The organism is Enterobacter cloacae complex sp. I1M (genome assembly GCF_014982425.1).
GTDB lineage: Bacteria > Pseudomonadota > Gammaproteobacteria > Enterobacterales > Enterobacteriaceae > Enterobacter > Enterobacter intestinihominis.
The window spans coordinates 15,590-39,320 of the sequence record NZ_JADCLG010000031.1 but is presented as its reverse complement, the minus strand read 5'-3'; the positions used below and the strand labels follow the sequence as shown (position 1 = coordinate 39,320).

At 54.8% G+C, this 23,731-nt stretch carries 25 protein-coding genes and 1 other RNA gene; 15 read left to right on the top strand and 11 right to left on the bottom strand.

The features are described from left to right. Nucleotide 1: 1 nt before the first annotated feature. Both hisD (INF86_RS18355) and INF86_RS18350 read right to left on the bottom strand, forming a co-directional pair. Nucleotides 2-1,324 (bottom strand): histidinol dehydrogenase, encoded by a 1,323-nt coding sequence (gene hisD / locus INF86_RS18355; protein ID WP_063137594.1) that lies wholly within the window; start codon nucleotides 1,322-1,324, stop codon nucleotides 2-4. Between the two features lie 75 nt (nucleotides 1,325-1,399). After that, nucleotides 1,400-2,638, bottom strand: a complete 1,239-nt coding sequence (locus tag INF86_RS18350) for an MFS transporter (protein WP_022649095.1) — start codon at nucleotides 2,636-2,638, stop codon at nucleotides 1,400-1,402. A 308-nt stretch (nucleotides 2,639-2,946) separates the two neighbouring features. On the opposite strand from INF86_RS18350, the gene INF86_RS18345 reads away from it, so the two are divergent. From INF86_RS18345 to INF86_RS18325, 5 genes are all read left to right on the top strand, one after another. Next, complete coding sequence (locus tag INF86_RS18345) at nucleotides 2,947-4,017, top strand: LacI family DNA-binding transcriptional regulator (protein WP_193543785.1); 1,071 nt, start codon at nucleotides 2,947-2,949, stop codon at nucleotides 4,015-4,017. Beyond that, on the top strand, nucleotides 4,014-4,985 hold the full coding sequence (locus INF86_RS18340; protein WP_022649093.1) for a nuclear transport factor 2 family protein: 972 nt from the start codon (nucleotides 4,014-4,016) through the stop codon (nucleotides 4,983-4,985). The genes INF86_RS18345 and INF86_RS18340 overlap by 4 nt, the downstream gene beginning before the upstream one ends. A gap of 106 nt (nucleotides 4,986-5,091) precedes the next feature. Continuing rightward, complete coding sequence (locus tag INF86_RS18335) at nucleotides 5,092-6,234, top strand: ester cyclase (RefSeq protein ID WP_015571629.1); 1,143 nt, start codon at nucleotides 5,092-5,094, stop codon at nucleotides 6,232-6,234. Then, nucleotides 6,235-7,530 carry a histidinol dehydrogenase gene (gene hisD / locus INF86_RS18330; RefSeq protein ID WP_193543784.1) on the top strand — a complete coding sequence of 432 codons (1,296 nt, stop codon included), beginning with the start codon at nucleotides 6,235-6,237 and terminating at the stop codon, nucleotides 7,528-7,530. It begins immediately after the preceding gene. A gap of 54 nt (nucleotides 7,531-7,584) precedes the next feature. Next, nucleotides 7,585-8,901 carry an amidase gene (locus INF86_RS18325; RefSeq protein ID WP_193543783.1) on the top strand — a complete coding sequence of 439 codons (1,317 nt, stop codon included), beginning with the start codon at nucleotides 7,585-7,587 and terminating at the stop codon, nucleotides 8,899-8,901. A gap of 343 nt (nucleotides 8,902-9,244) precedes the next feature. Here the strand turns inward: INF86_RS18325 and INF86_RS18320 are convergent, their stop codons facing one another. From INF86_RS18320 to smpB, 3 genes are all read right to left on the bottom strand, one after another. Further along, nucleotides 9,245-9,538, bottom strand: a complete 294-nt coding sequence (locus tag INF86_RS18320) for a contact-dependent growth inhibition system immunity protein (RefSeq protein WP_193543782.1) — start codon at nucleotides 9,536-9,538, stop codon at nucleotides 9,245-9,247. A 282-nt stretch (nucleotides 9,539-9,820) separates the two neighbouring features. Continuing rightward, nucleotides 9,821-10,184, bottom strand: a transfer-messenger RNA (tmRNA) gene (gene ssrA, locus INF86_RS18315). 89 nt (nucleotides 10,185-10,273) lie between these two features. Further along, nucleotides 10,274-10,756, bottom strand: a complete 483-nt coding sequence (gene smpB, locus INF86_RS18310; protein WP_003863115.1) for an SsrA-binding protein SmpB — start codon at nucleotides 10,754-10,756, stop codon at nucleotides 10,274-10,276. A gap of 156 nt (nucleotides 10,757-10,912) precedes the next feature. Here smpB and INF86_RS18305 point away from each other — a divergent pair, with 156 nt between their 5' ends. Both INF86_RS18305 and INF86_RS18300 read left to right on the top strand, forming a co-directional pair. Beyond that, on the top strand, nucleotides 10,913-11,350 hold the full coding sequence (locus INF86_RS18305; RefSeq protein WP_003863117.1) for a type II toxin-antitoxin system RatA family toxin: 438 nt from the start codon (nucleotides 10,913-10,915) through the stop codon (nucleotides 11,348-11,350). Further along, complete coding sequence (locus INF86_RS18300) at nucleotides 11,340-11,627, top strand: RnfH family protein (protein ID WP_003863119.1); 288 nt, start codon at nucleotides 11,340-11,342, stop codon at nucleotides 11,625-11,627. The genes INF86_RS18305 and INF86_RS18300 overlap by 11 nt, the downstream gene beginning before the upstream one ends. Before the next feature lie 62 nt (nucleotides 11,628-11,689). Here INF86_RS18300 and bamE read toward each other — a convergent pair whose 3' ends face one another. The 3 genes from bamE to nadK form a co-directional block, all read right to left on the bottom strand. Beyond that, a complete protein-coding gene (bamE, locus tag INF86_RS18295; RefSeq protein ID WP_003863121.1) occupies nucleotides 11,690-12,028 on the bottom strand; it encodes an outer membrane protein assembly factor BamE in 339 nt (112 codons plus the stop codon). 138 nt (nucleotides 12,029-12,166) lie between these two features. Continuing rightward, entirely contained in the window at nucleotides 12,167-13,828 is a 1,662-nt protein-coding gene (gene recN / locus INF86_RS18290; RefSeq protein ID WP_193543781.1) for a DNA repair protein RecN, read from the bottom strand. A gap of 85 nt (nucleotides 13,829-13,913) precedes the next feature. Continuing rightward, the gene (nadK, locus tag INF86_RS18285; RefSeq protein ID WP_022649070.1) at nucleotides 13,914-14,792 is read right to left on the bottom strand and encodes an NAD(+) kinase; all 879 of its coding nucleotides are present in this window, start codon (nucleotides 14,790-14,792) and stop codon (nucleotides 13,914-13,916) included. 122 nt (nucleotides 14,793-14,914) lie between these two features. On the opposite strand from nadK, the gene grpE reads away from it, so the two are divergent. Next, complete coding sequence (grpE, locus tag INF86_RS18280) at nucleotides 14,915-15,508, top strand: nucleotide exchange factor GrpE (RefSeq protein ID WP_003863126.1); 594 nt, start codon at nucleotides 14,915-14,917, stop codon at nucleotides 15,506-15,508. A gap of 52 nt (nucleotides 15,509-15,560) precedes the next feature. Here the strand turns inward: grpE and INF86_RS18275 are convergent, their stop codons facing one another. After that, the gene (locus INF86_RS18275) at nucleotides 15,561-16,847 is read right to left on the bottom strand and encodes an HlyC/CorC family transporter (RefSeq protein ID WP_026094274.1); all 1,287 of its coding nucleotides are present in this window, start codon (nucleotides 16,845-16,847) and stop codon (nucleotides 15,561-15,563) included. Nucleotides 16,848-16,866: 19 nt separating this feature from the next. Then, nucleotides 16,867-17,658 carry an inner membrane protein YpjD gene (locus INF86_RS18270; protein WP_014832951.1) on the bottom strand — a complete coding sequence of 264 codons (792 nt, stop codon included), beginning with the start codon at nucleotides 17,656-17,658 and terminating at the stop codon, nucleotides 16,867-16,869. 166 nt (nucleotides 17,659-17,824) lie between these two features. On the opposite strand from INF86_RS18270, the gene ffh reads away from it, so the two are divergent. From ffh to INF86_RS18235, 7 genes are all read left to right on the top strand, one after another. Next, nucleotides 17,825-19,186 carry a signal recognition particle protein gene (gene ffh / locus INF86_RS18265; protein WP_003863132.1) on the top strand — a complete coding sequence of 454 codons (1,362 nt, stop codon included), beginning with the start codon at nucleotides 17,825-17,827 and terminating at the stop codon, nucleotides 19,184-19,186. Nucleotides 19,187-19,302: 116 nt separating this feature from the next. Continuing rightward, nucleotides 19,303-19,551 carry a 30S ribosomal protein S16 gene (gene rpsP / locus INF86_RS18260; RefSeq protein ID WP_022649067.1) on the top strand — a complete coding sequence of 83 codons (249 nt, stop codon included), beginning with the start codon at nucleotides 19,303-19,305 and terminating at the stop codon, nucleotides 19,549-19,551. Nucleotides 19,552-19,566: 15 nt separating this feature from the next. Next, nucleotides 19,567-20,106 (top strand): ribosome maturation factor RimM, encoded by a 540-nt coding sequence (gene rimM, locus INF86_RS18255; RefSeq protein ID WP_003863136.1) that lies wholly within the window; start codon nucleotides 19,567-19,569, stop codon nucleotides 20,104-20,106. A 31-nt stretch (nucleotides 20,107-20,137) separates the two neighbouring features. Beyond that, entirely contained in the window at nucleotides 20,138-20,905 is a 768-nt protein-coding gene (trmD, locus tag INF86_RS18250; RefSeq protein ID WP_003863138.1) for a tRNA (guanosine(37)-N1)-methyltransferase TrmD, read from the top strand. A 43-nt stretch (nucleotides 20,906-20,948) separates the two neighbouring features. After that, the gene (rplS, locus tag INF86_RS18245; RefSeq protein WP_002914145.1) at nucleotides 20,949-21,296 is read left to right on the top strand and encodes a 50S ribosomal protein L19; all 348 of its coding nucleotides are present in this window, start codon (nucleotides 20,949-20,951) and stop codon (nucleotides 21,294-21,296) included. A 132-nt stretch (nucleotides 21,297-21,428) separates the two neighbouring features. Then, a complete protein-coding gene (locus INF86_RS18240) occupies nucleotides 21,429-21,833 on the top strand; it encodes a DUF2946 domain-containing protein (RefSeq protein ID WP_193543780.1) in 405 nt (134 codons plus the stop codon). Between the two features lie 38 nt (nucleotides 21,834-21,871). Further along, nucleotides 21,872-23,242 carry a PepSY domain-containing protein gene (locus INF86_RS18235; RefSeq protein ID WP_193543779.1) on the top strand — a complete coding sequence of 457 codons (1,371 nt, stop codon included), beginning with the start codon at nucleotides 21,872-21,874 and terminating at the stop codon, nucleotides 23,240-23,242. A gap of 2 nt (nucleotides 23,243-23,244) precedes the next feature. On the opposite strand, the gene INF86_RS18230 is transcribed toward INF86_RS18235, so the two are convergent. Further along, complete coding sequence (locus INF86_RS18230; protein ID WP_063148615.1) at nucleotides 23,245-23,727, bottom strand: OmpA family protein; 483 nt, start codon at nucleotides 23,725-23,727, stop codon at nucleotides 23,245-23,247. Nucleotides 23,728-23,731 lie beyond the last annotated feature (4 nt).

Here is a 23,731-nt window from a genome sequence, read left to right as displayed (position 1 = left end):
CTTACACCTTTTCCCTGACCGGGGCCGGTGTGGCGTAGGGAACCTCCGTCTGGCCATAACGGCGCACGCGAATATTGGCCTGCTCGGCATGTCCGGCGAAACCCTCCAGCAACGACAGACGCGAACAATAGCTGCCGATTTCGGCAGTGGCTTCGTCGCTGAGGACTTTCTGGAAGGTGCAGGTTTTCATGAACTTGCCCACCCACAGGCCGCCGGTATAGCGTGCGGCTTTTTGCGTCGGCAGGGTGTGGTTGGTTCCGATCACCTTATCGCCGTAGGCCACGTTAGTACGCGGCCCAAGGAACAGCGCGCCGTAATTGGTCAGGTTAGCCAGGAACCAGTCGTCCCGGTCGGTCATCACCTGAACATGTTCGGAAGCGATACGATCTGCCTCCAGCAGCATCTCTTCGTAGCTGTCGCAGACGATGATTTCCCCGTAGTCCTGCCAGGACTGGCGGGCAATGTCGGCGGTAGGGAGCTTTTTCAGCAGCCGTTCCACTTCGCTGAGCGTCTCTTTGGCAAGCTGGAGCGAGTTCGTCAGCAGGATGGCAGGGGTGGTGACGCCGTGTTCGGCCTGGCCCAGCAGATCCGTGGCGCACATTTCCGCGTCAACGGTGTTATCGGCAATCACCAGCGTTTCCGTCGGACCGGCAAACAGATCGATACCTACCCGGCCGAACAGCTGGCGTTTGGCCTCCGCGACGAAGGCGTTACCGGGGCCGACCAGCATGTCGACCGGTGCCAGCGAGTCCGTGCCCAGCGCCATGGCGCCTATCGCCTGAATGCCGCCAAGGGCATAGATTTCCGTTGCGCCAGCCATTTTTTGCGCCGCGACAATCGCCGGGGCGGGCTGACCGTTAAACGGCGGGGCACAGCTGATAATTCTTGAGCACCCCGCCACGCTGGCGGTGATAATCGACATGTGCGCGGAGGCGAGCAGGGGATATTTTCCGCCAGGCACGTAACATCCCACGGCGTTAATCGGAATATTTTTATGCCCGAGAATAACGCCGGGACGCGTTTCAATTTCCAGATCCCGCAGGCATTCTTTCTGCGCGCGGGCAAAATTCGCCACCTGCTGTTGGGCGAATTCAATATCCTGAATATCCTGGCGGCTTAACTGTTTTATGCAGCGGTCGATCTCCGCGGGGGTCAGACGATAATCCTGACGGTCATAACGATCGAATTTAATGGATAATTCGCGAATGGCTTTATTTCCACGCTTTTCAATATCCGCAAGTATTTGCTCAACCGTTTCTCTTATTTGCTGGTTGGCTTGCTGGCGCTCTTCGGTAGATTTACCGGTTTTTAATTTCCAGGACACACGCTTCTCCTTACCTTTTTTAGATGTCAGTTGTCCTCCCGGCAGTCCGGGAAAGGGTGTTTACTTCAGAGTGGGTTATTGATCCGGCGCGGCGGCGTACGCACCGTTTTTTAATAATTGGGCTGAGGTTTGCGTTTTACGGGCATATACCCATCGAGCGGACAGCGGCGTGGCAATAGCGGCCACAACGGAAAGGGCGGCAATCAATATATAACCGGACGACAGGTTAATATGTTGCATCATTACGCCCATCATTACCGGCCCGACAAACATCCCGCAGGAATAAATGGTCTGGAATAGTCCCATTCGCGTGGATTGTTCATCAGACGAGGTATTCACTACGCTGAGCGACATGAATGCGGCAAAGGCCATACCGAACGAAAAACCTGCCAGCGCCTGCCACAGGTAAATGACGTACATATTGCTGGTAAAGGGAATGCCGAAGGTGGAGATCACCTGTAAAACGATGCCGAGCACGGCGGTTTTTACCAGCCCAAGGCGCTGATAAAACACCGAGCTGCACAGGGCGATGGCCAGCCCGTAAAACAGAAGGTGGATGTTTCCGAGTACCGCGAGGATCCCCGCCCGGGCGCCGAGCTGTTCGGCGTAGACCGGCGTCAGCGTGTCCCGGGTGGCGAAGGGCACCAGAATGACGACGGTCGCCAGGATGCCAATCAGCCAGACGGAACGGTCGGCCAGCTGCTGGCGCGCGCCGGTGATGCAGGCTTTAAGCGTGGGGGCCTGCACCGGGTCGTGCACGTCCTGAATGCGGGTCGTCAGGATCAACGCCACCAGGGCGGAGATGCAGGAGACAAAAAAGGCGATGTTATTGGCGAAATAGTGGATCAGCACCGCGCCAATACAGTTGCCGAGAAACACGCCGATGGGCCCTGCCAGCGCCAGCAGCGCGACGGCGGCAGGGGCTTCGTTGCGACCGAAGTAACGCATGAACAGGATATTGTACAGCACCCATGTCGCCGCCGTGACGCCGTCTGCCGCTTTCGCCAGATACAGCGTAATGGCATTGGGTTCAAGCCAGGCAATTGGCCAGGCGATAATTGGCAGCAGCAGGCCAATCTGGATGAAGATCCTGCGGCTTTTAACCACGTCGGAAATAATGCCTAACGGGAAGCGTATCAGAAGGGTTGCCAGCCCGGATGCGCCCATGATGATGCCCATGATCTGTGGCTCAATGCCCTGGTTGATCATCATGGGGGCCAGGAATGCATCAATGCTATGGATGCAGATAAAGAACAGGATGCTGATGATGAAAAAGAGCCGGGCTTCCCGACGGCGTAACAGTGCTTGAAACATGGTTTTGAACCTCTTAAGAATTAATGGGTTATAACCAGTCAGGGACGACGTTTACCGGTTCAATCCTTTGGGCGACTCCTGTTCTCTCCGGTACCATTGACGGTATGAAAACTCTTTGCATACGTATTCAAGATTTGAAGTTACGAAAAGGTTTCATGTTTGTAAAGTGATCTCGATCTTGTTGTGAGAATTTTAATTTTTTGTGTTGCATACGCATGCAAAGGTGGTGTAAGTATAAAAAACACCCACTTGCTGAGGCGTTTGAAGCACGCGCAAATGGGCAGGACGTTGATAAGGAATCAGGGGTAATGAAACGTAAGACTTTTGCAGCAGTCACATCCCAACAGGTCGCTCAACTGGCGGGGGTATCGCAATCTGCGGTGTCGCGAACGTTCACGCCGGGGGCCAGCATTTCACCGGCAACGCGTGAAAAAGTGCTGAAGGCGGCGCGCGAGTTGGGCTATCGCCCGAATGCGATCGCCCGTTCGCTCAACACGGCGCGTTCGCGCATTATCGGTGTCGTCATTTCTTACTTTGATAACCCCTTTTACTCGCAGGTGCTGGAGGCGCTGGCACAAAAGCTGGATACGCTGAACTATCACCTGCTGCTGTTCGTTGGCGACCGGGAAGGTAACGTTGACCGTATTTTTGACCAGATTATGCAGTACCGGGTGGATGGCATTGTGCTGGCCTCGGTGACGCTGTCGCTGGAGTTGTCCGAGGAGTGTCTTGCCGCCGGGATCCCGGTAGTGCTGTTTAACCGCAGCGAAGAGAGTGGCATGGCCTCCAGCGTCAACAGTAATAACGAAGCGGCCGCGCGGCAGATTGCCGAGTTTCTGCTGGCGGGGGAGCACAAGCGTTTTGCCTACGTGGGCGGCGTGGCGGATTCCCCGGTCAATATCGCCCGCCAGCGCGGGTTCATCTCCACGCTGGAAGAACTTGGCATCACCGATGTGCAGGTGGTGCACGGGAATTACGACGCTCAGCAAACCACCCGGGCGGCTTATACCCTGTTTTCGGCGTCGCCAGCGCCGGATGCGGTCTTTGTCGCCAACGATCATATGGCCGTCACGGTAATGGATGTGGCGCGCTATGAGTTTGGTTTGCGCATTCCGGAGGAGGTCTCCATTGTCGGGTATGACGACATCGGCCCTTCCGGCTGGCCCTCTTATGCGTTGACCTCGGCGTCGCAGCCGGTCGGCGCGATGGTAGATGCCACGGTGGAACTGTTAATGAAGCAAATTGACAGCGGAACCATAGAGCCTGAACAGATTACGGTGCCCGGTACGCTGGTGATACGCCACTCGGCGCGTCGCCCACGCAGCGGCGTTATCGAAACCAATGGTTTAACGCTATTCCAGTCTAAGGAGCGCACATGACCAGATTGCGGGGCTTCAGCCCTCAATTCGACTCTATCCAGCAGTTCATTTTGACGCTGACGCACGTGGTGTGGGAGCAGAAAGATATCGGCCAGCTGGCGGATTTTTACGCCACGCCGGTGGTTTTCACTACCCCCGAAAAACAGCTGCATGAGCTTTCCCAGTTTATGCGCCTGACGCTTGAGGCGATGCACAGCTTCCCGCAGCGAGCGGTGCTGACGGAGGATATTCTGTGCAGCCAGAACCCGGGGGACGAGTACTATGCGGCTCAGCGTACCGTAGCCCGCATTCAGCATCAGGGGGAGGGATTTTTTGGCCCGCCGACCGGGAAAAATGTCTGGGTCCGCACCTGGGCCGATCGCATCTGTGTTGATGGGGCCGTACGCCAGGAGTGGCTGCTTCAGGATCGTGCTGCGATTGTGGCGCAACTGGGGCTGGATATCCGCGAATTTGCCTTTAACCTGGCGACCATGCGCCAGCAGCTTGGCGTGGAGGCGGTCTCTGCCGAGACGCTGGATGCCCGCTGGGCGGGCGGGCCCGAGGGCGACGACGTAGAAGGGGCGCTGGCAGGCGTCGTTGAGCGCTACTTAACCATGTGGGCGGGCGGTAACAGTGGCGTGGTGCCCGGTCTCTATCACCCGGCGGCGACGCTTTACGCGCCGGGTCATTGCCTCTGCACCGGTGAGCAGGAAATTGGCGCACAGCTTTCTGGCTACCGCGCTTCATTTGCCGACAGCGAAACGCAGCTCCATCATCTGATTGTGCGTAAAGATCCTAACGAGCCGATTCGGCTTTCCCTGCGCTGGTCGTTATTAACCTGGCATGACGGTTACGGCAAATTTGGTGCGCCAACCCGTAAACCCATATCAATTACCGGTATCAGCCAGCTTGAATTACGTGATGGTTTAATTTTCCGTGAATATCTGGGGATCGATGAATTAGCGATCTGGTCGCAAATAGTAAATTAACAGGGGCGGCAGCCCCCTTATTCTGGCTGCCGAAAATAATCGAGTTTCATTCACCCTCACTTACGGGTGCGGGTTCTTATTGTCTGAAAACAGAGCAGGAGTTTATATGTCTTCCACCGAAGCAACAAATAAAGCACCAGCCGTACCCGAAAAAAGCAGCGTGAAATCGCTGAAAGAGGAACCTGTATTACAGGTGGAACGTCGTGATTTTGTCGATCTGGTACCGGAAAAAAGACCGCGCGTGCAATCATTACGCGGCTTTGATGACTGCTATACCGATATTGTCGATTATATAGTTCGCTGCACCCATAAAATATGGGACGAGCGCGATGTCGGCTTAATTTATTCTCACTATACCCATAACTGCGTGCTGTATAACGCGCTGGGGACACTCTATAACCGTGAGCAGGTGGTACAGGATACGCTGCAACGCTTAATTGCCTTCCCGGAGCGGCGCGGCATGGCAACCCAGGTTATCTGGAACGGAAATGATGTTGACGGTTTTTATACCTCTCACCTGGTGACGGGAAGCGGGCGGCATACCCAGCACAGCCATTTAGGCAAGCCGACCAACCGCACCTTCGTTACCCGTACCGTGGCAGATTGCATGATCCACGAGAATAAAATTTACCGGGAGTGGGTGGTCAGCGACAACATGTCGTTAATGAAACAGCTTGGCCTGAATACCGATCAAATCGCATTTAATATGGCAAAGGAGCAGTTTGATAAAGGCTTCCGCGTGATGGACATCGGCGAAAACGGCCGCATGCTGGGGCAATATCCGCCGGAGATGGAGTGCGATGTATCCATTGCACACACCGATACGGAAGAGCAGTGCCTGCGCTGGCTGCATGAGATCTACAATCGTCGGATGTTCGGCAAAATCAAAGAGGTTTACGCCCCTAACGTGCAGTGGCATGGCCCGCTGATGAAAGAGCTGTACGGCACCGCGGCGGTAACCCATCAGACGCTGGCGCTGGTGGGGATGATCCCTGACGGCGCGTGGCTGCCGCAGCATATCTGTTCCAACCCGTGCGATGAAGGCGGCGTCAAAGTGGCGGTTCGCTGGATCATCGAAGGGCATCACCTGGGTTACGGCGAACTGGGCAAGCCGACCGGAGAACGACTGTTCGTGATGGGCATGTCGCACTACCACATCGTCAACGGCAAAATTGTTGATGAATGGGTCGTGTATGACCACCTGGCGCTGCTGGCGCAAATCAAACTCGGCCAGATGGAGGACGCGTAAATGTTAAATCAGGTGAGCTGGATTAAGCGCCCGCAGGGGCAGGATGCGCAGGCCGATCGTTCCCTGACGGAGAAGGTCAGCGCCATTATCGAGCGCGTGAAAACCGAAGGCGATACGGCGCTAAGAGCCTTTTCGCAGCAGTTTGATAACGTCGTGCCGACGCACTTTGAGGTGAGCGAGCAGGAGATCGCCGAAGCACTGCAGGGGATGGATGCCCAGACGCGCCGCGACAGCGAGTTTGCTATTAATCAGGTGCGTCGTTTTGCGCAGGCGCAGCTGGCGACCATGCAGCCGCTGGAAGTTGAGACGCTGCCTGGCGTGCATCTCGGTCACCGGATCATCCCGGTGCAGACGGTGGGCTGCTACGTGCCGGGTGGGCGTTACCCGATCCTCTCTGCGCCGGTGATGTCAATTGTCCCTGCGACGGTGGCGGGCTGCGAACAGATCATCGCCTGTCTGCCGCCGGGAGCGCATCCTGCGATGATCGCGGTTTGCCATCTGGCGGGCGCGCACCGCATTTTCAGGGTAGGTGGCGCGCAGGCCATTGCGGCCATGGCCTGGGGAACGGAGAGCATTCCATCGGTGGACAAAATCGTTGGGCCAGGCAACGCCTTCGTTAACGAAGCGAAACGCCAGGTGTTTGGTCGAGTCGGCATTGATGCCCTCGCCGGGCCGAGCGAGATTTTCACTATCGCTGACGACAGCGCCGATCCGCGCATTCTGGCCGCCGATATGCTGGCGCAGGCAGAACACGATATTCATACCCGCGTCGGGCTGGCGACAACCAGCCGGGATATCGCTGAGCGTACCCTGGCGGAGGTTGAGCGTCAGCTTGCCAGCCTGCCAACGGCCGCCACGGCGGGGGAGGCGTGGCGCCGGCAGGGTGAGATTGCGCTTTGCGAAGATGAAGCGCAGCTGATTGCGTTTGCTGACCATATGGCGACGGAGCATTTGCAGGTGCATACCCGCGATCCGCACGCGACGGCGGCGAAGATCCGCAACTATGGCTCGCTGTTTATTGGTCAGAACGCCAGCGTGGTGTTCTCTGATAAATGCTGCGGCACCAACCACACGTTACCGACGATGGCGGCGGCACGCTATACCGGCGGTCTGTGGGTTGGGGCGTACGTCAAAATCTGTACCCATCAGTGGATTGACGAGCAGGGTATCCCGGCAATCGCAGAACCGGCGATCCGCCAGAGCCGTACCGAGGGGATGCAGGGGCACCGACGGGCGGCGGAAATTCGTCTGCGTCCGCAGGACATTGATGCAATTACTACCGGTATGCGGGACTAAAACGTATCCCGGGCAGCCTTCTGCCCGGTTTTCATCACGAGGGAGCCTGAGACTATGAAGCGCCTGATACCGCCAGACGACTGCCCGGAGGAAATTGCCCGCCGTCTCGACGTCATTCAGCAGCACCGGGCGCTCAACGCGATCCTCGGGGTTAACCCTGACGCCATGTCTCAGGCGGAACAGCATCAGCAGCAGCGTCGACGCGGGGAGCCGATCGGCTCCCTGCACGGCGTGCCTTTGATCGTCAAAGATAATATTGCCTGCGCACCGATGCCCATTACTCTTGGCTGCCGGGCGCTGGCCTCACTTAACGCGACGTCGGATGCGCTTGTTATACAGCGGTTGCGTAGGGCAGGAGCGATTATCCTCGCCAGAGCGAATATGTCCGAGTTTGCTTTTGACGTGCGCTCGCGAAGCTCGCTGGGGGGCGATGTGGCAAACCCGCTTCGCCCGTCACTCACCGCCGGAGGTTCCAGCGGAGGATGCGCCGCGGCGGTGGCGGCGGGGATGGCGGATGGCGCATTGGGTACCGATACCGGCGGCTCTATCCGCATTCCCTGTAGCTATACCGGGCTGGTGGGGCTACGGCCTGCTTTTCGCCGTTCACAGCTGGATGGCGTGGCGCCGCTCTCGCCCAGCAAAGATACCGTTGGGCCAATGGTACATAGCGTTGAAGATGCCGCCTTGCTGCATGCGGTGATCCATGGTTTGCCACCGGTTGCGCTTCCTGTGCGTTCGCTGAAAGGCGTTCGCTTTGGTGTGGTAACCGCGTTACAGGGAGAGGATGAGGTACAGCTGGAGGTCTGGCAGTCGGCGCTGCACACGTTGCGCCGTGCCGGAGCGACGCTGGTGGAGGTTTCACTCCCCTTCCTTGAAGAGGTGAGGCAGGCCACCTGCCTCAGTCTGTATGAATTTCGCGTGGCGATTGACGACTGGCTTAGCAAACAGCCTGGCGCTCCCTCCGGACTGACAAGCATTGTGGACTCCGGCGCTTTCCTGCCAGAGTTTGCGCCGTTTCTACGTCAGATGCTGGCGAGTAACACGCTGAAAACCCCGCTCTGGCTGGCGGGGCGTCGCTTTCAGCGCCTGTTGCGGCAGAACCTTTGCCAGGTGGCGGAGGTGCAGCGCATCGACGGATTTGTGTATCCCACCGTACAACGATTACCAGAAAGTATGGCGAAGATGCCGCCAGGCTGCGCGCCGGAACTGGCCGCCATCAGCGGCCTGCCGGCTATAACGTTGCCGTGCGGCGTAAGCCGTATCGGTCTGCCGGTGGGGATGGAGATGTTATCGGTGCAGGAGAATGAGACGGCGCTGATGGTGCTGGCGCTGGCGTGTGAGGGGGCGCTGGGCGAGAAGGGACAGATATAAAAAGCCCGCAGAGCTTGCGCCGTGCGGGCTTTCAGCACTTCATCGGGTGATTCTGGTAATCACCGATGGAGGATTTTTGGACTGGTGGAGTCTGAATAAATTCATTAATAGGCTGTTTTTTTGTTGATAATTTATAAATTCAACTTTCACGGGTATGCCAATGGCGATTTGTTGCAGTGTTTCCTGTGGTTAAGCAAACCTGTTTTTTGAATGGATCACATCAAGAAAAAGCTTTTTTGGATTTAACTGTTCACCCATAACTTATATTTAGAAAGAAAAAGACCGGCTGTTGCCGGTCTGAGGTCAGTTAAGCCGTTACGGGTTTGTCTTCCTGTAGCTACTTCTAAGAAAGGGCAAGTCTGCGCACAGTCATCAGTAAATCGAATGGGGTTGAATCCCACAACTCAGGTGAGAAATCAAATCCATACCGGCTTTTGAATTGCTCATCCAGCCTGTCTTCGTAAAGCTTAAGGAAACAATCGACCTCTTCGGCTAACTCTTTTAACATCCAATCTGGGGCTGTTTTTTTATAGAGTTCAATAGTGCCCTCAATAGTATCCTCTCCCTCATTTATGAGGTCATGATCCTGATTGAAATAACCCTGAATCAGCTGATCAAGATGATAGAAACTTTGCAAAATCCACCTGTCCTATGGGGTCGGGAATGCTGTAAGGATATAGCGACAGAGCTAGTCATCCTTGTACTCGGAGTTTGGTTCAAAAGGCATTGAGTAGTTGCCTATTGCAGAACATCTTTTGCCGATGAACAAGAGGCGTGGCAAGCGGCATATGGGCACTGGATGCAAAAATGTAAAACTGGGGTTACTGAAGTTAGTGCTGGCCAAAGTTTTGCCGAGTGGACGTAATGTGGACATGGGCAAAAAAAGGGGTTACGTTTTCACGTAACCCCTTGTTTTATTTGGTGGAGCTGGCGGGAGTTGAACCCGCGTCCGAAATTTCTACATCCTCGGTACTACATGCTTAGTTTGTCTTTACATTCGCACGCCAGCTGCGGACAAACACGCCACTAACGAACTAGCCTGATTAGTTTTAACGCTTCAACCCCAGGCAGGGTTTCCACGCGATCTCTTTTGGGTTTGACCTCTCTTTGATCCCCGTCTTAAGAGCGGAAGCTAGGGAGAGAGGGCTCTTAGCAGGTTATTAAGCTGCTAAAGCGTAGTTTTCGTCGTTTGCGACTATTTTTTTGCGGCTTTTAACGAGGCAAACCGCCCCTCGGCATGCACCTTGGGTTTCGCAAATCCCGTCGAATCCAGAATCAGCCCCAATAGTGTTGAAATCAGTATACCAGATTTCACTTCCTCGATACCAGCCCGAAACGCTAACTTATTGAATAGTACAATAAGCGCGCAGAATCAACGTCCTGCGTTTTTCATGATACGTGCTTTGTCGAGCTGCCACTCGCGTGCTTTCAGGTCAGTACGCTTGTCGTGCTGTTTCTTACCTTTTGCCACGCCGATTTTCACTTTGCACCAGGCGTTTTTCCAGTACAAAGAGAGCGCAACTACGGTGAAGCCTTCGCGGTTGATGCGTCCGTAGAGGGATTCCAGCTCGCGCTTGTTCAGCAGCAGCTTACGGGTGCGGGTTGGATCGCAAACGTAATGTGAAGAGGCGACGGTCAGCGGCGTAAAGTTCGCGCCGAACAGGAAGGCCTCACCGTCTTTCAGGATCACGTAGCTGTCGCCGATGTTGGCTTTCCCGGCACGCAGCGATTTTACTTCCCAGCCCTGCAACGCAAGGCCGGCCTCGAATTCTTCTTCGATGAAATACTCGTGGCGAGCACGCTTGTTGAGCGCAATGGTCGCCGAACCAGGTTTATGTGCTTTTTTCTTCGTCATAAGTGTCGTAAAGCCGTCGGTAATCTGATTTTAAAAAGTCACCTCATTGCGTCCTGTGAGGTCTAACGCGCTATCTTAGCACGAGATAAGGCTTAGCGTTTTTTTAACAGGTGATAAATGTTATTATTTGTCTGTTGTGTGACCATGGAAAATGCTATGCCTCAGATTAGCCGTACTGCGCTTGTTCCCTACAGCGCGGAACAAATGTATCAGTTAGTGAACGACGTTCAGTCGTATCCGGAATTTATTCCAGGATGCACGGGTAGCCGGGTGCTGGAATCTGGCCCGACGCAGATGACTGCGGCCGTGGATGTCTCCAAAGCGGGGATCAGCAAAACGTTCACCACGCGCAATACCCTGACGAGCAATCAGAGTATTTTGATGCATCTGGTGGATGGTCCGTTTAAAAAACTGATGGGAGGGTGGAAGTTTACGCCACTGAGCGCTGACGCCTGCCGCATTGAGTTTCATCTGGATTTTGAATTTACCAATAAGCTGATCGAACTGGCGTTTGGCCGAATATTTAAAGAGCTGGCCTCGAATATGGTTCAGGCGTTCACCACGCGCGCCAAAGAGGTTTACAGTGTCGCATAAGATTGCTGTTGAGGTGGTGTATGCGCTGCCGGAGAAGCAGTATTTGCAGCGCGTGACGCTTGAAGAGGGCGCCACCGTTGAGGCGGCTATCCGGGCCTCCGGCATCCTTGAACTTCGCCGTGATATTGACCTGGCGAAGAATAAAGTCGGCATTTATAGCCGTCCGGTTAAGCTCGGTGATGTGCTGAAAGAGGGCGACAGGGTTGAAATCTATCGTCCGCTGATTGCCGACCCGAAAGAGTTGCGCCGTCAGCGAGCAGAGAAATCCGGTAAGTAGCCAAATAAACATACACAAAAAAGGTGCTCATTGAGCACCTTTTTTGTGTTGCTGACGCCTGATTATTTGGTCAGGGCAGGCTTGTTGTCGATGTTGGTCAGCACGCCGGCACTGCTGAAGGTCAGCGTCAGGGTTTGCTGGGTCACATCTTCATGACCAGGCTGCTGGCGGAATACATAGAACCAGGTGTTTGTGCCGAACGGATCGGACATCATCGGGGTTCCCAGGGCATAAGCGACCTGCTGTTGTGTCATACCCACGCGGATTTTGGACACATCGTTAGGGGTAAGGTAGTTCCCCTGGTTGATATCAGGACGGTAAACCACTTTCTCCAGAGTGGAACAGCCTGCGGTCAACATCAGAAGAACCGCTGCGGCAGCGGTCAGCGTTTTACAGCGCATAGTGATTTGATTCCTTTTCGGGCCCGAGCAGTACGCGGCTCATATGTAATATGCCGATGATAATAGACCTTGCCCCACTTTGAAACCGGTCTGGCGGCGTTTTTGTTGTTCTGTATGACCCTGAGATCCCGAAAAAGTTTATGCCGCCAGCAGTTCTTTCGCATTCGCAAGCGTATTGCGGGTGACTTCACTGCCGCCGAGCAGGCGTGCCAGCTCCTGCAAGCGTGAGCGTTTATCCAGCGGCTTCATGTGCGTTTCCGTCATTTCGCCATCGGTTTCCTTGCTAACGATAAAGTGGTGATGACCACAGCCGGCGACCTGCGGCAGGTGAGTCACACACATAACCTGCGTCGATTCACCCAACTGACGCAGCAGTTTGCCGACAACGGCCGCGGTCGGGCCGCTGATACCCACATCCACTTCATCGAAAATCAACGCCGGGGTTTCCATTTTACGGGCGGTAATCACCTGAATGGCCAGGGCGATACGCGACAGTTCACCGCCAGAAGCCACTTTCGAAATCGCCTGTAAAGGCTGGCCCGGGTTGGTGGTGACGCGGAATTCTACGCGGTCTGCGCCTTCCGCCGTCAGGTGATGCTCTTCAAAGCGAATATCAATAGTGAACACCCCATGCGGCATCGCCAGCGTATGCATGCTGTCGGTAATATGCTGGCTAAGCTCCAGAGCATAGTGCTGTCGCACGTCGTGCAGCCGTTTCGCCGTTTCCAGCGCCTGCTGATGATGCAGATTAACCGCCAGAGACAAGGTTTCGAGGGAATCGGCCTGATCGTCCAGCTGCTGCTGTTCCTCCAGCAGAGACTGATAGTAATTCGGCAGCTCTTCCGGGGTAACGTGATGCTTACGCGCCAGTGAAATCTGACGGGAGATGCGTTGCTCAAGCTCGAACAGACGGTTCGGGTCGAGATCCAGACGTTCACAGTAGTGGCGCAGCTCATCCCCGGCTTCTGAAATCTGAATCGCGGCTTCTTCCAGCATTTCCAGTACGCCAGAAAGCTTATTGTCCATGCCGGTCAGTTCGGTAACAAGCTGACGCACGGTATACAGCTGGCTCTGCAAATTCACGTCTTCGCCATCCGCCAGCATGTTCAGGGCATTCTGGCTGATGGAAAGCAGCTGACCGCTGTTGGCCAGACGCTTGTACTCCTCGTCGATTTGCTCAAATTCACCCGCCTGAGGGTTAAATTCGTTCAGCTCTTTCAACTGATATTCCAGCAGCTCGGCGCGCGCGGTACGCTCCTGGCTTTGCTGTTGATGCTGCGCAAGTTCGCGGCAGCTTTGATGCCACTGAAGATAGTGCTCCGCCATGAGTTGAGTAAGCGCGTACTCACCCGCGTAGCCATCGAGCAGGGCTTTCTGCTGTTCGGGTTTGATTAGCTGCTGGTGCGCGTGCTGACCATGGATCTGGATGAGCAGCTGGCCCAGCTCGCGAAGCTGGGAAAGGGGAACCGCTGTACCATTGATAAAACCACGGGAGCGGCCGTCACTGCTGATGACGCGACGAAGTAAACACTCACGTCCATCTTCCAGCTGGTTCGCTTCCAGCCAGCGCAGGGCGGCAGGCGTGTCTTTTAACGAGAAGCGGGCGCAGAGATCGGCACGGGCCGCACCTGTGCGCACCATATCACCCTCTGCACGACCGCCGAGGCACAAGCCGAGGGCATCAATGGCAATGGATTTACCTGCACCGGTTTCACCGGTAATCGCCGTCATTCCACTATGGAAGTCGATCTCAAGCTCACGAACAATGGCAAAGTTGCTGATGGTCAGTTGTGCCAGCATAATTGTTTTCCTGTATGAAAAACCATAACTGTGTTTGTATACAGTATAAACTGGTTTTATATACAGTAAAGCGCTGGATGTAAAATCAGAACAATTTTTTTGACCAGCCGAGTTTTGAGCTTAATGTATTGAAATAACTGTAATCTTTTGGATGGATAAGGTTCAGGTGATAATCGCAGCGGCGAATGAGGACATCTTCTCCTTCCTGAATGGGAAGCGCAATCTGGCTGTCGCAGCTGATCTCCAGGTCGCTGCGGCGATGTGAAAAACGCAGGCGGATGGTGCTGTCGCCGTTGATCACCAGCGGACGCGCCGAGAGCGTATGCGGGAACATCGGCACCAGGGTGATCGCATCCAGCGAGGGCGTCAGGATTGGGCCTCCGGCTGAAAGCGAGTAGGCAGTTGACCCCGTCGGGGTTGAAATAATCAGCCCGTCAGAGCGCTGCGAGAAAGCGAAGATTTCGTCGATATAGACTTCGAACTCGATCATGTGCGCCACTTTACCTGGGTGGAGAACCACCTCGTTAATAGCGGTGCTGATGCGCTTCTGGCAATCCTGCTGGCAGACCTGGGCTTCAAGTAAAAACCGCTTTTCACTGATATAGTGACCTTCCAGCACGTCCGCCAGCTGCTGTTGCGCATTGTCCGGGTCGAGGTCGGTCAGGAAACCAAGATTGCCACGGTTAATACCAATAACCTTAATATCATAGCGAGCCAGCGTTCGCGCCGCGCCCAGCATATTGCCGTCGCCGCCGACCACCACGGCGAGATCCGCCTGCTGGCCAATTTCCGCCAGCGTGCCGGTTCTGACGCTTTTAAGCTGCAACTCCTGGGCGATCTGCTGCTCGACCATCACTTCATAGCCTTTACCACACAGCCAGCGATACAACATTTCATGTGTCGTCAATGCGGTAGGGTGACGCGGATGGCCGACGATCCCAATACACCTGAAATGATTATTCATTTTCTGGAGGTCCTTGTGCCTGATGAATGATGACAATCTGCCTTGTTCCCTTGAATCCAGGAAACTGATCCCCATAATAAGCGAAGTTAGCGAGATGAATGCAGAAAAACGCGGAGAAATTCATGAGTAGTAAAGAACAGAAAACGCCTGAGGGGCAAGCCCCTGAAGAAATTATCACGGAACAGCACGATGAAGTTGAGGCAGTAGAGCCAGACACGTCTGCTGAGCAGGTGGACCCGCGCGATGAAAAAATTGCCAATCTGGAAGCTCAGTTGGTAGAAGCGCAGAATCGCGAACGCGATGGCGTACTGCGTATCAAAGCGGAAATGGAAAACCTGCGCCGTCGTACCGAGCTGGACGTTGAAAAGGCGCACAAATTTGCGCTGGAGAAATTTGTCAACGAACTGCTTCCGGTGATCGACAGCCTGGATCGCGCGCTGGAAGTGGCGGATAAAGCTAATCCGGATAATGCGGCGATGATTGAAGGCATCGAGCTGACGCTGAAATCCATGCTGGATGTGGTGCGTAAGTTCGGTGTTGAAGTGATTGCCGATACGGATGTACCGCTGGATCCAAACGTTCACCAGGCCATTGCGATGGTGGAATCCGAAGACGTTGCCGCGGGTAACGTGCTGGGCGTGATGCAGAAAGGGTATACCCTGAACGGTCGTACTATTCGCGCTGCGATGGTGACCGTGGCGAAAGCGAAAGCGTAATTTGCCGACACGTAGTGCCGGGTGGCGGCTTCGCCTTACCCGGCCTACAACATTACTCGGCGATACTTTCGCGTAAAGGTTTAACGGGCAGGACCTTCACCTGCTTAATCATATTGTCCTGAACGTCCAGAATATCAATATCATACTGCTCAATGCGCACGCGCGTGCCTGCCGCCGGGATCTCTTCCAGCGCTTCCAGGATCATTCCGTTCATCGTCCGCGCTTCGTCTTCCGGCAAATGCCAGTTAAACGCTTTATTGATTTCACGAATGTTGGCGCTGCCGTCGATAAGCACTGACCCGTCGTTTTGCGGGGTGACTTCTTCTGCAAGGGAAGGCGACATTGACGTGGTAAAGTCCCCGACAATCTCTTCCAGAATATCTTCGACCGTCACCAGCCCCTGTATGTCGCCGTATTCATCCACCACCAGACCGACTTTCTTCTTGTTTCGCTGGAACTTCACCAGCTGCGTGCTGAGTGGGGTGCCTTCCGGCACGTAGTAAATTTCGTCGGCGGCGCGCAGCATCACCTCTTTGGTGAACTCGTTTTTCTCAGTCATCAGACGATAGGCCTCACGCACACGCAGCATGCTGATGGCATCGTCGAGAGAATCGCGATAGAGGACGATACGCCCGTGCGGGGAGTGCGTCAGCTGGCGGACAATGGCCTTCCAGTCGTCGTTAATATCAATCCCGACGATTTCATTGCGCGGCACCATGATGTCGTCGACGCTGACCTTTTCCAGATCCAGCACCGACAGGAGCATGTCCTGATTGCGACGGGAGATCTGCGAGCGGGATTCGTTCACGATGGTACGCAGTTCGTCTTTGCTGAGCGCGCTGCTGATGGTGACGTCTGCCTTTATACCAACCATGCGCATCAGCACCCGTGTCACCATATTCAGCAGCCAGACCAGCGGCATCATCAGAATAAGCAGCGGTGCTAACAGGAAGCTGCTCGGGTAGGCGACTTTTTCCGGGTAAAGCGCCGCGATGGTTTTGGGTAGCACTTCCGCAAACACCAGTACCACAAACGTGAGCACACCTGTGGCAATCGCCACGCCTGCATTGCCGTACAGACGCATCCCGACGATAGTGCCCAGTGCAGAGGCGAGAATATTGACCAGGTTGTTACCGATAAGCACCAGGCTAATCAGCCGGTCCGGCTTACGCAGAAGCTTTTCGACACGACGCGCGGCACGGTTACCCTGCTTGGCGCGATGACGTAACCGGTAGCGGTTCAGCGTCATCATGCCGGTTTCAGAGCCAGAGAAATAAGCGGAGATGACCACCATGATGACCAGAATGACGATCAGCGTGGTGGTAGAGATGTGTTCCAGGGGGAACTCCTTTTGTTACTTAGCCAGCAAATTGCTGTATGAAGCGGCTACCAAAATAGGCAAGCGTGAGAATGCCCGCACCCGCAACGTTGAACCAGACCACGCGACGTCCGCGCCAGCCTTCATGATAATGGCCCCATAACAGGACAATATAGACAAACCACGCGATGATGGAGAGGACCGCTTTATCGATATTCTCCACGCTGAACAGGTTCTTCATATAAAACAAGCCCGTGCACAGCGTCAGCGTCAGCAAAACCACGCCGACCTGGGTGATGTGGAACATCTTACGCTCAATCACCATCAGCGGCGGCATTTCATGGTTAAACGCCAGCTTTTTATTTTTCAGCTGGTAGTCGATCCAGGCGAGCTGCATGGCGTAAAGGGCGGCGATGATCAGCGTCGCGTAGGAGAATAGAGACAGGCCGATATGCACCAGCATCCCCGGCGTGGCTTCCAGATGGGTAATAAACTCATTGGGCATGAACGTGGCTAACGCCAGGTTGATCAGCGCAAAGGCGTAGACTATCGGCAGCAGCAGCCAGCCACGATTTTTAGACGCGACAATGGTCATGACCGTACAGATCATCAGGCTGACCAGCGAGCCGACGTTCAGCACGCTCAGATTTTGCACGCTGCCGTCGCCGGGAATGATGCGTGATTCCAGCGCAAACGCATGGCTAATCAGTGCGATCACTGCCGAAAGAATAGCCATGCGCCGCCAGCCGCTGTTTTTTTGCAGCAGGCCAGGAATGATCAGCGCGAGGCTGACAGAGTAGGCAACAAGGGCGATCAGTGCGAAAACAGGCATATAGGCGTCGACAGTTGTCTTAATAAGAAAGAGAAGCAGTATAACGTTACGTGACGCCTGCTCCAACCGTTGCATAACAACAAAGGCGCCTTCATGTTATACTCCGGCAAAATTCTGTGTATGTGTCGCCCAGGCGACCTAACGTTTCTACCCCAGGCGAGAGACAATGTTTGATAATTTAACCGATCGTTTGTCGCGCACGCTGCGCAACATCAGCGGCCGTGGACGCCTCACCGAAGAGAACATCAAGGAAACGCTGCGCGAAGTGCGCATGGCGCTGCTGGAAGCAGACGTTGCGTTGCCGGTCGTGCGTGATTTTATCAACCGCGTGAAAGAGAAAGCGGTTGGTCATGAAGTTAACAAGAGCCTGACTCCGGGTCAGGAGTTCGTCAAAATCGTCCGTAACGAGCTGGTTTCGGCGATGGGCGAAGAGAATCAGGTGCTTAACCTGGCGGCTCAGCCACCGGCCGTCGTGCTGATGGCGGGTCTGCAAGGTGCGGGTAAAACCACCAGCGTCGGTAAGCTGGGGAAATTCCTGCGCGAAAAGCACAAGAAAAAAGTGCTGGTGGTTTCGGCGGACGTGTATCGCCCGGCGGCGATCAAACAGCTGGAAACGCTGGCCGAGCAGGTTGGCGTAGACTTCTTCCCGTCCGACGTGGCGCAGAAGCCTGTTGACATCGTTAACGCGGCGCTGAAAGAGGCGAAGCTGAAATTCTACGACGTGCTGCTGGTGGATACCGCCGGGCGACTGCACGTTGACGAAGCGATGATGGACGAAATCAAGCAGGTTCATGCTTCTATCAATCCGGTAGAGACCCTGTTTGTTGTCGACGCCATGACCGGTCAGGATGCGGCGAACACCGCGAAAGCGTTTAACGAAGCCCTGCCGTTAACCGGCGTGGTGCTGACCAAAGTCGACGGTGACGCTCGCGGCGGTGCGGCGCTGTCTATACGTCATATCACTGGTAAGCCAATTAAGTTCCTCGGCGTGGGCGAGAAAACCGAAGCGCTGGAGCCGTTCCACCCGGATCGTATTGCCTCCCGTATCCTCGGCATGGGCGACGTGCTGTCGCTGATCGAAGATATCGAAAGCAAGGTTGACCGCGCGCAGGCTGAAAAACTCGCCAGCAAGCTGAAAAAAGGTGACGGCTTCGATCTGACCGACTTCCTTGAGCAACTGCGTCAGATGAAAAACATGGGGGGTATGGCAAGCCTGATGGGGAAACTGCCGGGTATGGGGCAGATCCCGGACAACGTCAAATCCCAGATGGATGACAAAGTGCTGGTGCGTATGGAGGCAATCATCAACTCGATGACGCTGAAAGAGCGCGCGAAGCCAGAAATCATCAAAGGTTCCCGCAAGCGCCGTATCGCAGCCGGTTGCGGCATGCAGGTCCAGGACGTTAACCGCCTTCTGAAACAGTTCGACGACATGCAGCGCATGATGAAGAAAATGAAGAAAGGCGGCATGGCGAAGATGATGCGCGGCATGAAAGGCATGATGCCGCCCGGTTTTCCTGGGCGATAATCGCTTTTGAGATTGCTTTTTGCCCGAAAATGAGTAAAATTTTCGGGCTTTTAATATGACACCCGGGCTCCGTTCCTCGATGGGGCCCGGTTGTTTTATTCACACAAGAGGATGTTATGGTAACTATTCGTTTAGCACGTCACGGCGCTAAAAAGCGTCCGTTCTACCAGGTTGTTGTGACTGACAGCCGTAATGCACGCAACGGTCGCTTCATTGAGCGCGTTGGTTTCTTCAACCCACTGGCCTCTGGCGCAGAAGAAGAAACTCGTCTGGATCTGGATCGTATCGCTCACTGGGTTGGCCAGGGCGCTACTGTTTCCGATCGCGTTGCTACGCTGATCAAAGCAGCAAACAAAGCAGCTTAATCTGTCACGGTGGTCATGATGAGCAATAAAGCACCTGTTGAACCGATCGTATTGGGAAAAATGGGTTCTTGCTACGGTATCCGTGGTTGGCTCAGAGTGTTTTCCTCCACTGAAGACGCTGATAGCATTTTTGATTACCAGCCCTGGTTTATCCAGAAAGCCGGTAAGTGGGAAGAGGTCGAGCTGGAAAGCTGGCGTCACCACAATCAGGACATCATCATCAAGCTGAAAGGCATTGACGATCGAGATGCCGCGAATGCGCTGACTAATTGTGAAATTGTCGTGGATTCGTCGCAGTTGCCGCAACTGGAAGAGGGTGACTACTACTGGAAAGACCTTATGGGTTGCCAGGTAGTGACCACTGAAGGCTACAGCCTGGGGAAAGTCATCGACATGATGGAAACCGGGTCAAATGACGTTCTCGTCATTAAGGCAAACCTGAAAGATGCATTTGGCATCAAGGAGCGGTTGGTCCCGTTCCTCGATGGACAGGTTATCAAGAAAGTCGATCTCACTACTCAAACCATTGAAGTAGATTGGGATCCTGGTTTTTAAATTCTCCGGATAAACGGTAAAAGACGGCGCTATGTGGATTGGCATAATTAGCCTGTTTCCTGAAATGTTCCGCGCGATTACCGATTACGGGGTAACTGGCCGGGCAGTAAAGAATGGCCTGCTGAGCATCCAGAGCTGGAGTCCTCGTGACTTCACGCATGACCGGCACCGTACCGTGGACGATCGTCCTTACGGCGGCGGACCGGGGATGTTGATGATGGTGCAACCCTTACGGGACGCCATTCACACAGCAAAAGCCGCGGCAGGTGAAGGCGCGAAGGTGATTTATCTGTCACCTCAGGGACGCAAGCTTGATCAAGCGGGCGTGAGCGAACTGGCGACGAATCAAAAGCTGATTCTGGTCTGTGGTCGCTACGAAGGGATAGATGAGCGCGTAATTCAAACCGAGATTGACGAAGAATGGTCTATCGGCGATTACGTTCTCAGCGGTGGTGAGCTACCAGCAATGACGCTGATTGACTCCGTCGCCCGGTTTATTCCGGGGGTTCTGGGCCATGAAGCTTCGGCAACGGAAGATTCCTTTGCCGATGGATTGCTGGACTGTCCACACTATACTCGTCCTGAAGTGTTAGAAGGGATGGAAGTCCCGGCAGTGTTACTGTCTGGAAACCATGCCGAGATACGTCGCTGGCGTTTGAAGCAGTCGCTGGGCCGGACCTGGCTTAGAAGACCTGAACTTCTGGAAAACCTGGCTCTGACTGAAGAGCAAGCAAAGTTGCTGGCCGAGTTCAAAACCGAACACGCGCACCAGCAGCATGAACATGATGGGAAAGCGTAATACGCTCCCGAATATCAGTTTACCCAGGATAAGAGATTAAATTATGAGCAACATTATTAAGCAACTTGAACAAGAGCAGATGAAGCAGGACGTACCTTCCTTCCGTCCAGGTGACACCGTGGAAGTGAAAGTATGGGTTGTTGAAGGTTCCAAAAAACGTCTGCAGGCATTCGAGGGCGTGGTTATCGCTATTCGTAACCGCGGTCTGCACTCTGCATTCACTGTTCGTAAAATTTCCAACGGCGAAGGCGTTGAGCGTGTCTTCCAGACTCACTCTCCGGTAGTTGACAGCATTGCTGTTAAACGTCGTGGTGCTGTACGTAAAGCTAAACTGTACTACCTGCGTGAGCGTACTGGTAAGTCTGCTCGTATTAAAGAGCGTCTGAACTAAGATTCGCTTAAGCGACATCCTGTCAGAAAGGGCTGGCCGAAAGGCTGGCCCTTTTTTTATCTCATAGCAACTCTCGCGTTAACCCTTCCGTCATAAATCATTTACAATGTTCGCCTCTTGGGTGGAGGGTAAGTGGATAACGTACTGCATCAGCATAGCTGGAAACGCGCAGCGGCATTGACCGCGCTGTTTGCGATCCTGCTGATCGTCGTGGCGCCGCTGATCTCCGTCTCGCTGCAAAAAGATCCCATGAGCGCCATGCCGGGCATGCACCATGACATGAGCATGATGTCGATGGACGAGCATCATGGGGATATGCCGCATTCCATGCCAGTTGACCATGCGGAAGCCTGCGGTTACTGCGTGCTGTTAGCGCATGTGCCGGGCGTGATGCTGGCGCTTATCGTTCTGCTCAGCGTGGTGTTGCAGCGGTTGCGCATGAAGCCGCCTCGTCAGGCGGTCAGCCACTGGCACTTTTTCCCCTGGCTTTACCCCGTTACCCGCGCGCCGCCGCGTCGGTCTGCTTTCTCCCTTTAAAACAAAATCACTCACTTTTTGCCTTAAAAAGGAAAAGTATGACTACCTGCACTCCGCGCGCGGCATGGGGAAACCTGCTGCGTCGCCTCCATTTCTATATCGGGCTGTTTGTTGGTCCGTTTATTTTCTTCGCAGCGCTGACCGGTACGCTGTATGTCGCCACGCCGCAGCTTGAAAATGCGCTGTACCATCATGCACTCCACACGGATGCCGTGGGTGAGGCGCAGCCTCTTGCTGCACAAATTGCCGCGGCCGAAAAGGCCGTAGAATCAGATCTGCGTCTACATACCGTTCGTCCGGGGCTGGAAGAGGGCGAAACGACCCGCGTGATGTTTGCCGACCCGGCGCTGGGTCCCTCCGAGCATCGGGCTATTTTTATTGATCCCGCCAGCCTTGAGGTTCGAGGGGATATGACCGTATACGGCACCAGCGGGATTTTACCGCTGCGTCAGACTATCGATTATCTGCATACCTCGCTGATGCTGGGCAACCTCGGGCGCCTCTATAGCGAGTTAGCCGCCTCGTGGATGTGGGTTGCTGCCTTGGGCGGGATCGCGCTGTGGTTCTATACCCGACCGAAGCGCCGTATTAACAATCGTTTCCAGAATCGTCGTCGCCTGCATGTGATCTTAGGCTGGACGTTACTGGCGGGAATGCTGCTGTTCTCAGTCACCGGGTTAACCTGGTCACAATGGGCCGGTGGCAACGTCGATAAGCTGCGTGCAGAGATGAACTGGCTGACGCCGCAGGTAAACACCACCCTTTCCGGTGCGCCGGAAATGATGGATGAACACGCCGAACATCGTGGTCATCACGGCGGAATGTCGATGCCTGAACTGCCTGTTGAACTGTCGCTTTTTGACAGCGTATTGCAGGCCGCCCGCCAGTCAGGAATTGATGCTAACAACGTTGAGATCCGTCCGGCAAGCAGGGTCGACCAGGCCTGGACGGTGACGGAAATCGATCGCCGCTGGCCGACGCAGGTTGATGCCGTTGCCGTGGACCCCCACTCTCTGAAGGTGCTGGACAGGACTCGCTTTGGGGATTTCCCGCTGATGGCTAAACTCACCCGCTGGGGCGTGGATTTCCATATGGGGATCCTGTTTGGTCTGGCAAATCAGCTGCTGCTCATCGCGTTTGGCGTTGCGCTGTGCGTGCTGATTATCTGGGGATACCGGATGTGGTGGATGCGTCGTCCTGCGACGTCAGCCGCGAACCCGGTACAGACGCTCTGTCAAAGCTGGCTGGCATTGCCGCTGTGGGGAAGAGGAGTGACGTTCATGATAAGCCTCCTGCTGGGGCTGGCGTTGCCGGTAATGGGCGTCAGTCTGGCGGTATTTATCGTGATTGACTGGCTGCGCTGGCGAGCGGCTTCAGGCGTGTCGCTCGCCGGCACATCCGCTAAATAGCCTTAAGGCGTGCTGATAACTACCGCAACACGGCGGTTTTCAGCGCGCCCTTGCGCAGTACGGTTGCTGCTGAGAGGGTATTTTTTGCCTAAACCCCGCGTAGTGAGGTTGCTGCGCGGGATGTTCGCGCCCTTCGCCCAGGCATCCGCTACAACATTGGCACGTTTTAACGAAAGCGCTTCGTTGTAGCTCTCTTCGCCATAGTTATCCGTATGGCCGTCCATCCGGGCGTGATTCAGACCGATTGCCGCCAGACGTGAGGCCATAGTCTGGATCTGCGTTTCACTTTCCGGACGCAGTCTGGCGTCATTTTTATCAAACAGGATCTTATCCGACAGGCCCAGGGACCAGTCGCCATTCAGTTCGTTAAAGCCGTAGGACTTCATGACCGCGATTTGCTCTGGTGTGAATTTACCCTCCGGCGTCTGGCACCCGGACATAACCAGAGATGCCAGTAACAACGGCGCGAAGTATCGCTTCAACATATCG

What these genes read in the sequence shown, in the direction of transcription:
- INF86_RS18235 (WP_193543779.1), top strand. Translation starts at nt 21,872, where the DNA reads ATGACTACCTGCACTCCGCGCGCGGCATGGGGAAACCTGCTGCGTCGC.
- hisD (WP_193543784.1), top strand. Translation starts at nt 6,235, where the DNA reads ATGTTAAATCAGGTGAGCTGGATTAAGCGCCCGCAGGGGCAGGATGCG.
- trmD (WP_003863138.1), top strand. Translation starts at nt 20,138, where the DNA reads ATGTGGATTGGCATAATTAGCCTGTTTCCTGAAATGTTCCGCGCGATT.
- INF86_RS18335 (WP_015571629.1), top strand. Translation starts at nt 5,092, where the DNA reads ATGTCTTCCACCGAAGCAACAAATAAAGCACCAGCCGTACCCGAAAAA.
- smpB (WP_003863115.1), bottom strand. Translation starts at nt 10,756, where the DNA reads ATGACGAAGAAAAAAGCACATAAACCTGGTTCGGCGACCATTGCGCTC.
- INF86_RS18270 (WP_014832951.1), bottom strand. Translation starts at nt 17,658, where the DNA reads ATGCCTGTTTTCGCACTGATCGCCCTTGTTGCCTACTCTGTCAGCCTC.
- INF86_RS18325 (WP_193543783.1), top strand. Translation starts at nt 7,585, where the DNA reads ATGAAGCGCCTGATACCGCCAGACGACTGCCCGGAGGAAATTGCCCGC.
- nadK (WP_022649070.1), bottom strand. Translation starts at nt 14,792, where the DNA reads ATGAATAATCATTTCAGGTGTATTGGGATCGTCGGCCATCCGCGTCAC.
- grpE (WP_003863126.1), top strand. Translation starts at nt 14,915, where the DNA reads ATGAGTAGTAAAGAACAGAAAACGCCTGAGGGGCAAGCCCCTGAAGAA.
- rplS (WP_002914145.1), top strand. Translation starts at nt 20,949, where the DNA reads ATGAGCAACATTATTAAGCAACTTGAACAAGAGCAGATGAAGCAGGAC.
- bamE (WP_003863121.1), bottom strand. Translation starts at nt 12,028, where the DNA reads ATGCGCTGTAAAACGCTGACCGCTGCCGCAGCGGTTCTTCTGATGTTG.
- recN (WP_193543781.1), bottom strand. Translation starts at nt 13,828, where the DNA reads ATGCTGGCACAACTGACCATCAGCAACTTTGCCATTGTTCGTGAGCTT.
- INF86_RS18305 (WP_003863117.1), top strand. Translation starts at nt 10,913, where the DNA reads ATGCCTCAGATTAGCCGTACTGCGCTTGTTCCCTACAGCGCGGAACAA.
- ffh (WP_003863132.1), top strand. Translation starts at nt 17,825, where the DNA reads ATGTTTGATAATTTAACCGATCGTTTGTCGCGCACGCTGCGCAACATC.
- INF86_RS18230 (WP_063148615.1), bottom strand. Translation starts at nt 23,727, where the DNA reads ATGTTGAAGCGATACTTCGCGCCGTTGTTACTGGCATCTCTGGTTATG.
- rpsP (WP_022649067.1), top strand. Translation starts at nt 19,303, where the DNA reads ATGGTAACTATTCGTTTAGCACGTCACGGCGCTAAAAAGCGTCCGTTC.
- INF86_RS18345 (WP_193543785.1), top strand. Translation starts at nt 2,947, where the DNA reads ATGAAACGTAAGACTTTTGCAGCAGTCACATCCCAACAGGTCGCTCAA.
- INF86_RS18340 (WP_022649093.1), top strand. Translation starts at nt 4,014, where the DNA reads ATGACCAGATTGCGGGGCTTCAGCCCTCAATTCGACTCTATCCAGCAG.
- rimM (WP_003863136.1), top strand. Translation starts at nt 19,567, where the DNA reads ATGATGAGCAATAAAGCACCTGTTGAACCGATCGTATTGGGAAAAATG.
- INF86_RS18350 (WP_022649095.1), bottom strand. Translation starts at nt 2,638, where the DNA reads ATGTTTCAAGCACTGTTACGCCGTCGGGAAGCCCGGCTCTTTTTCATC.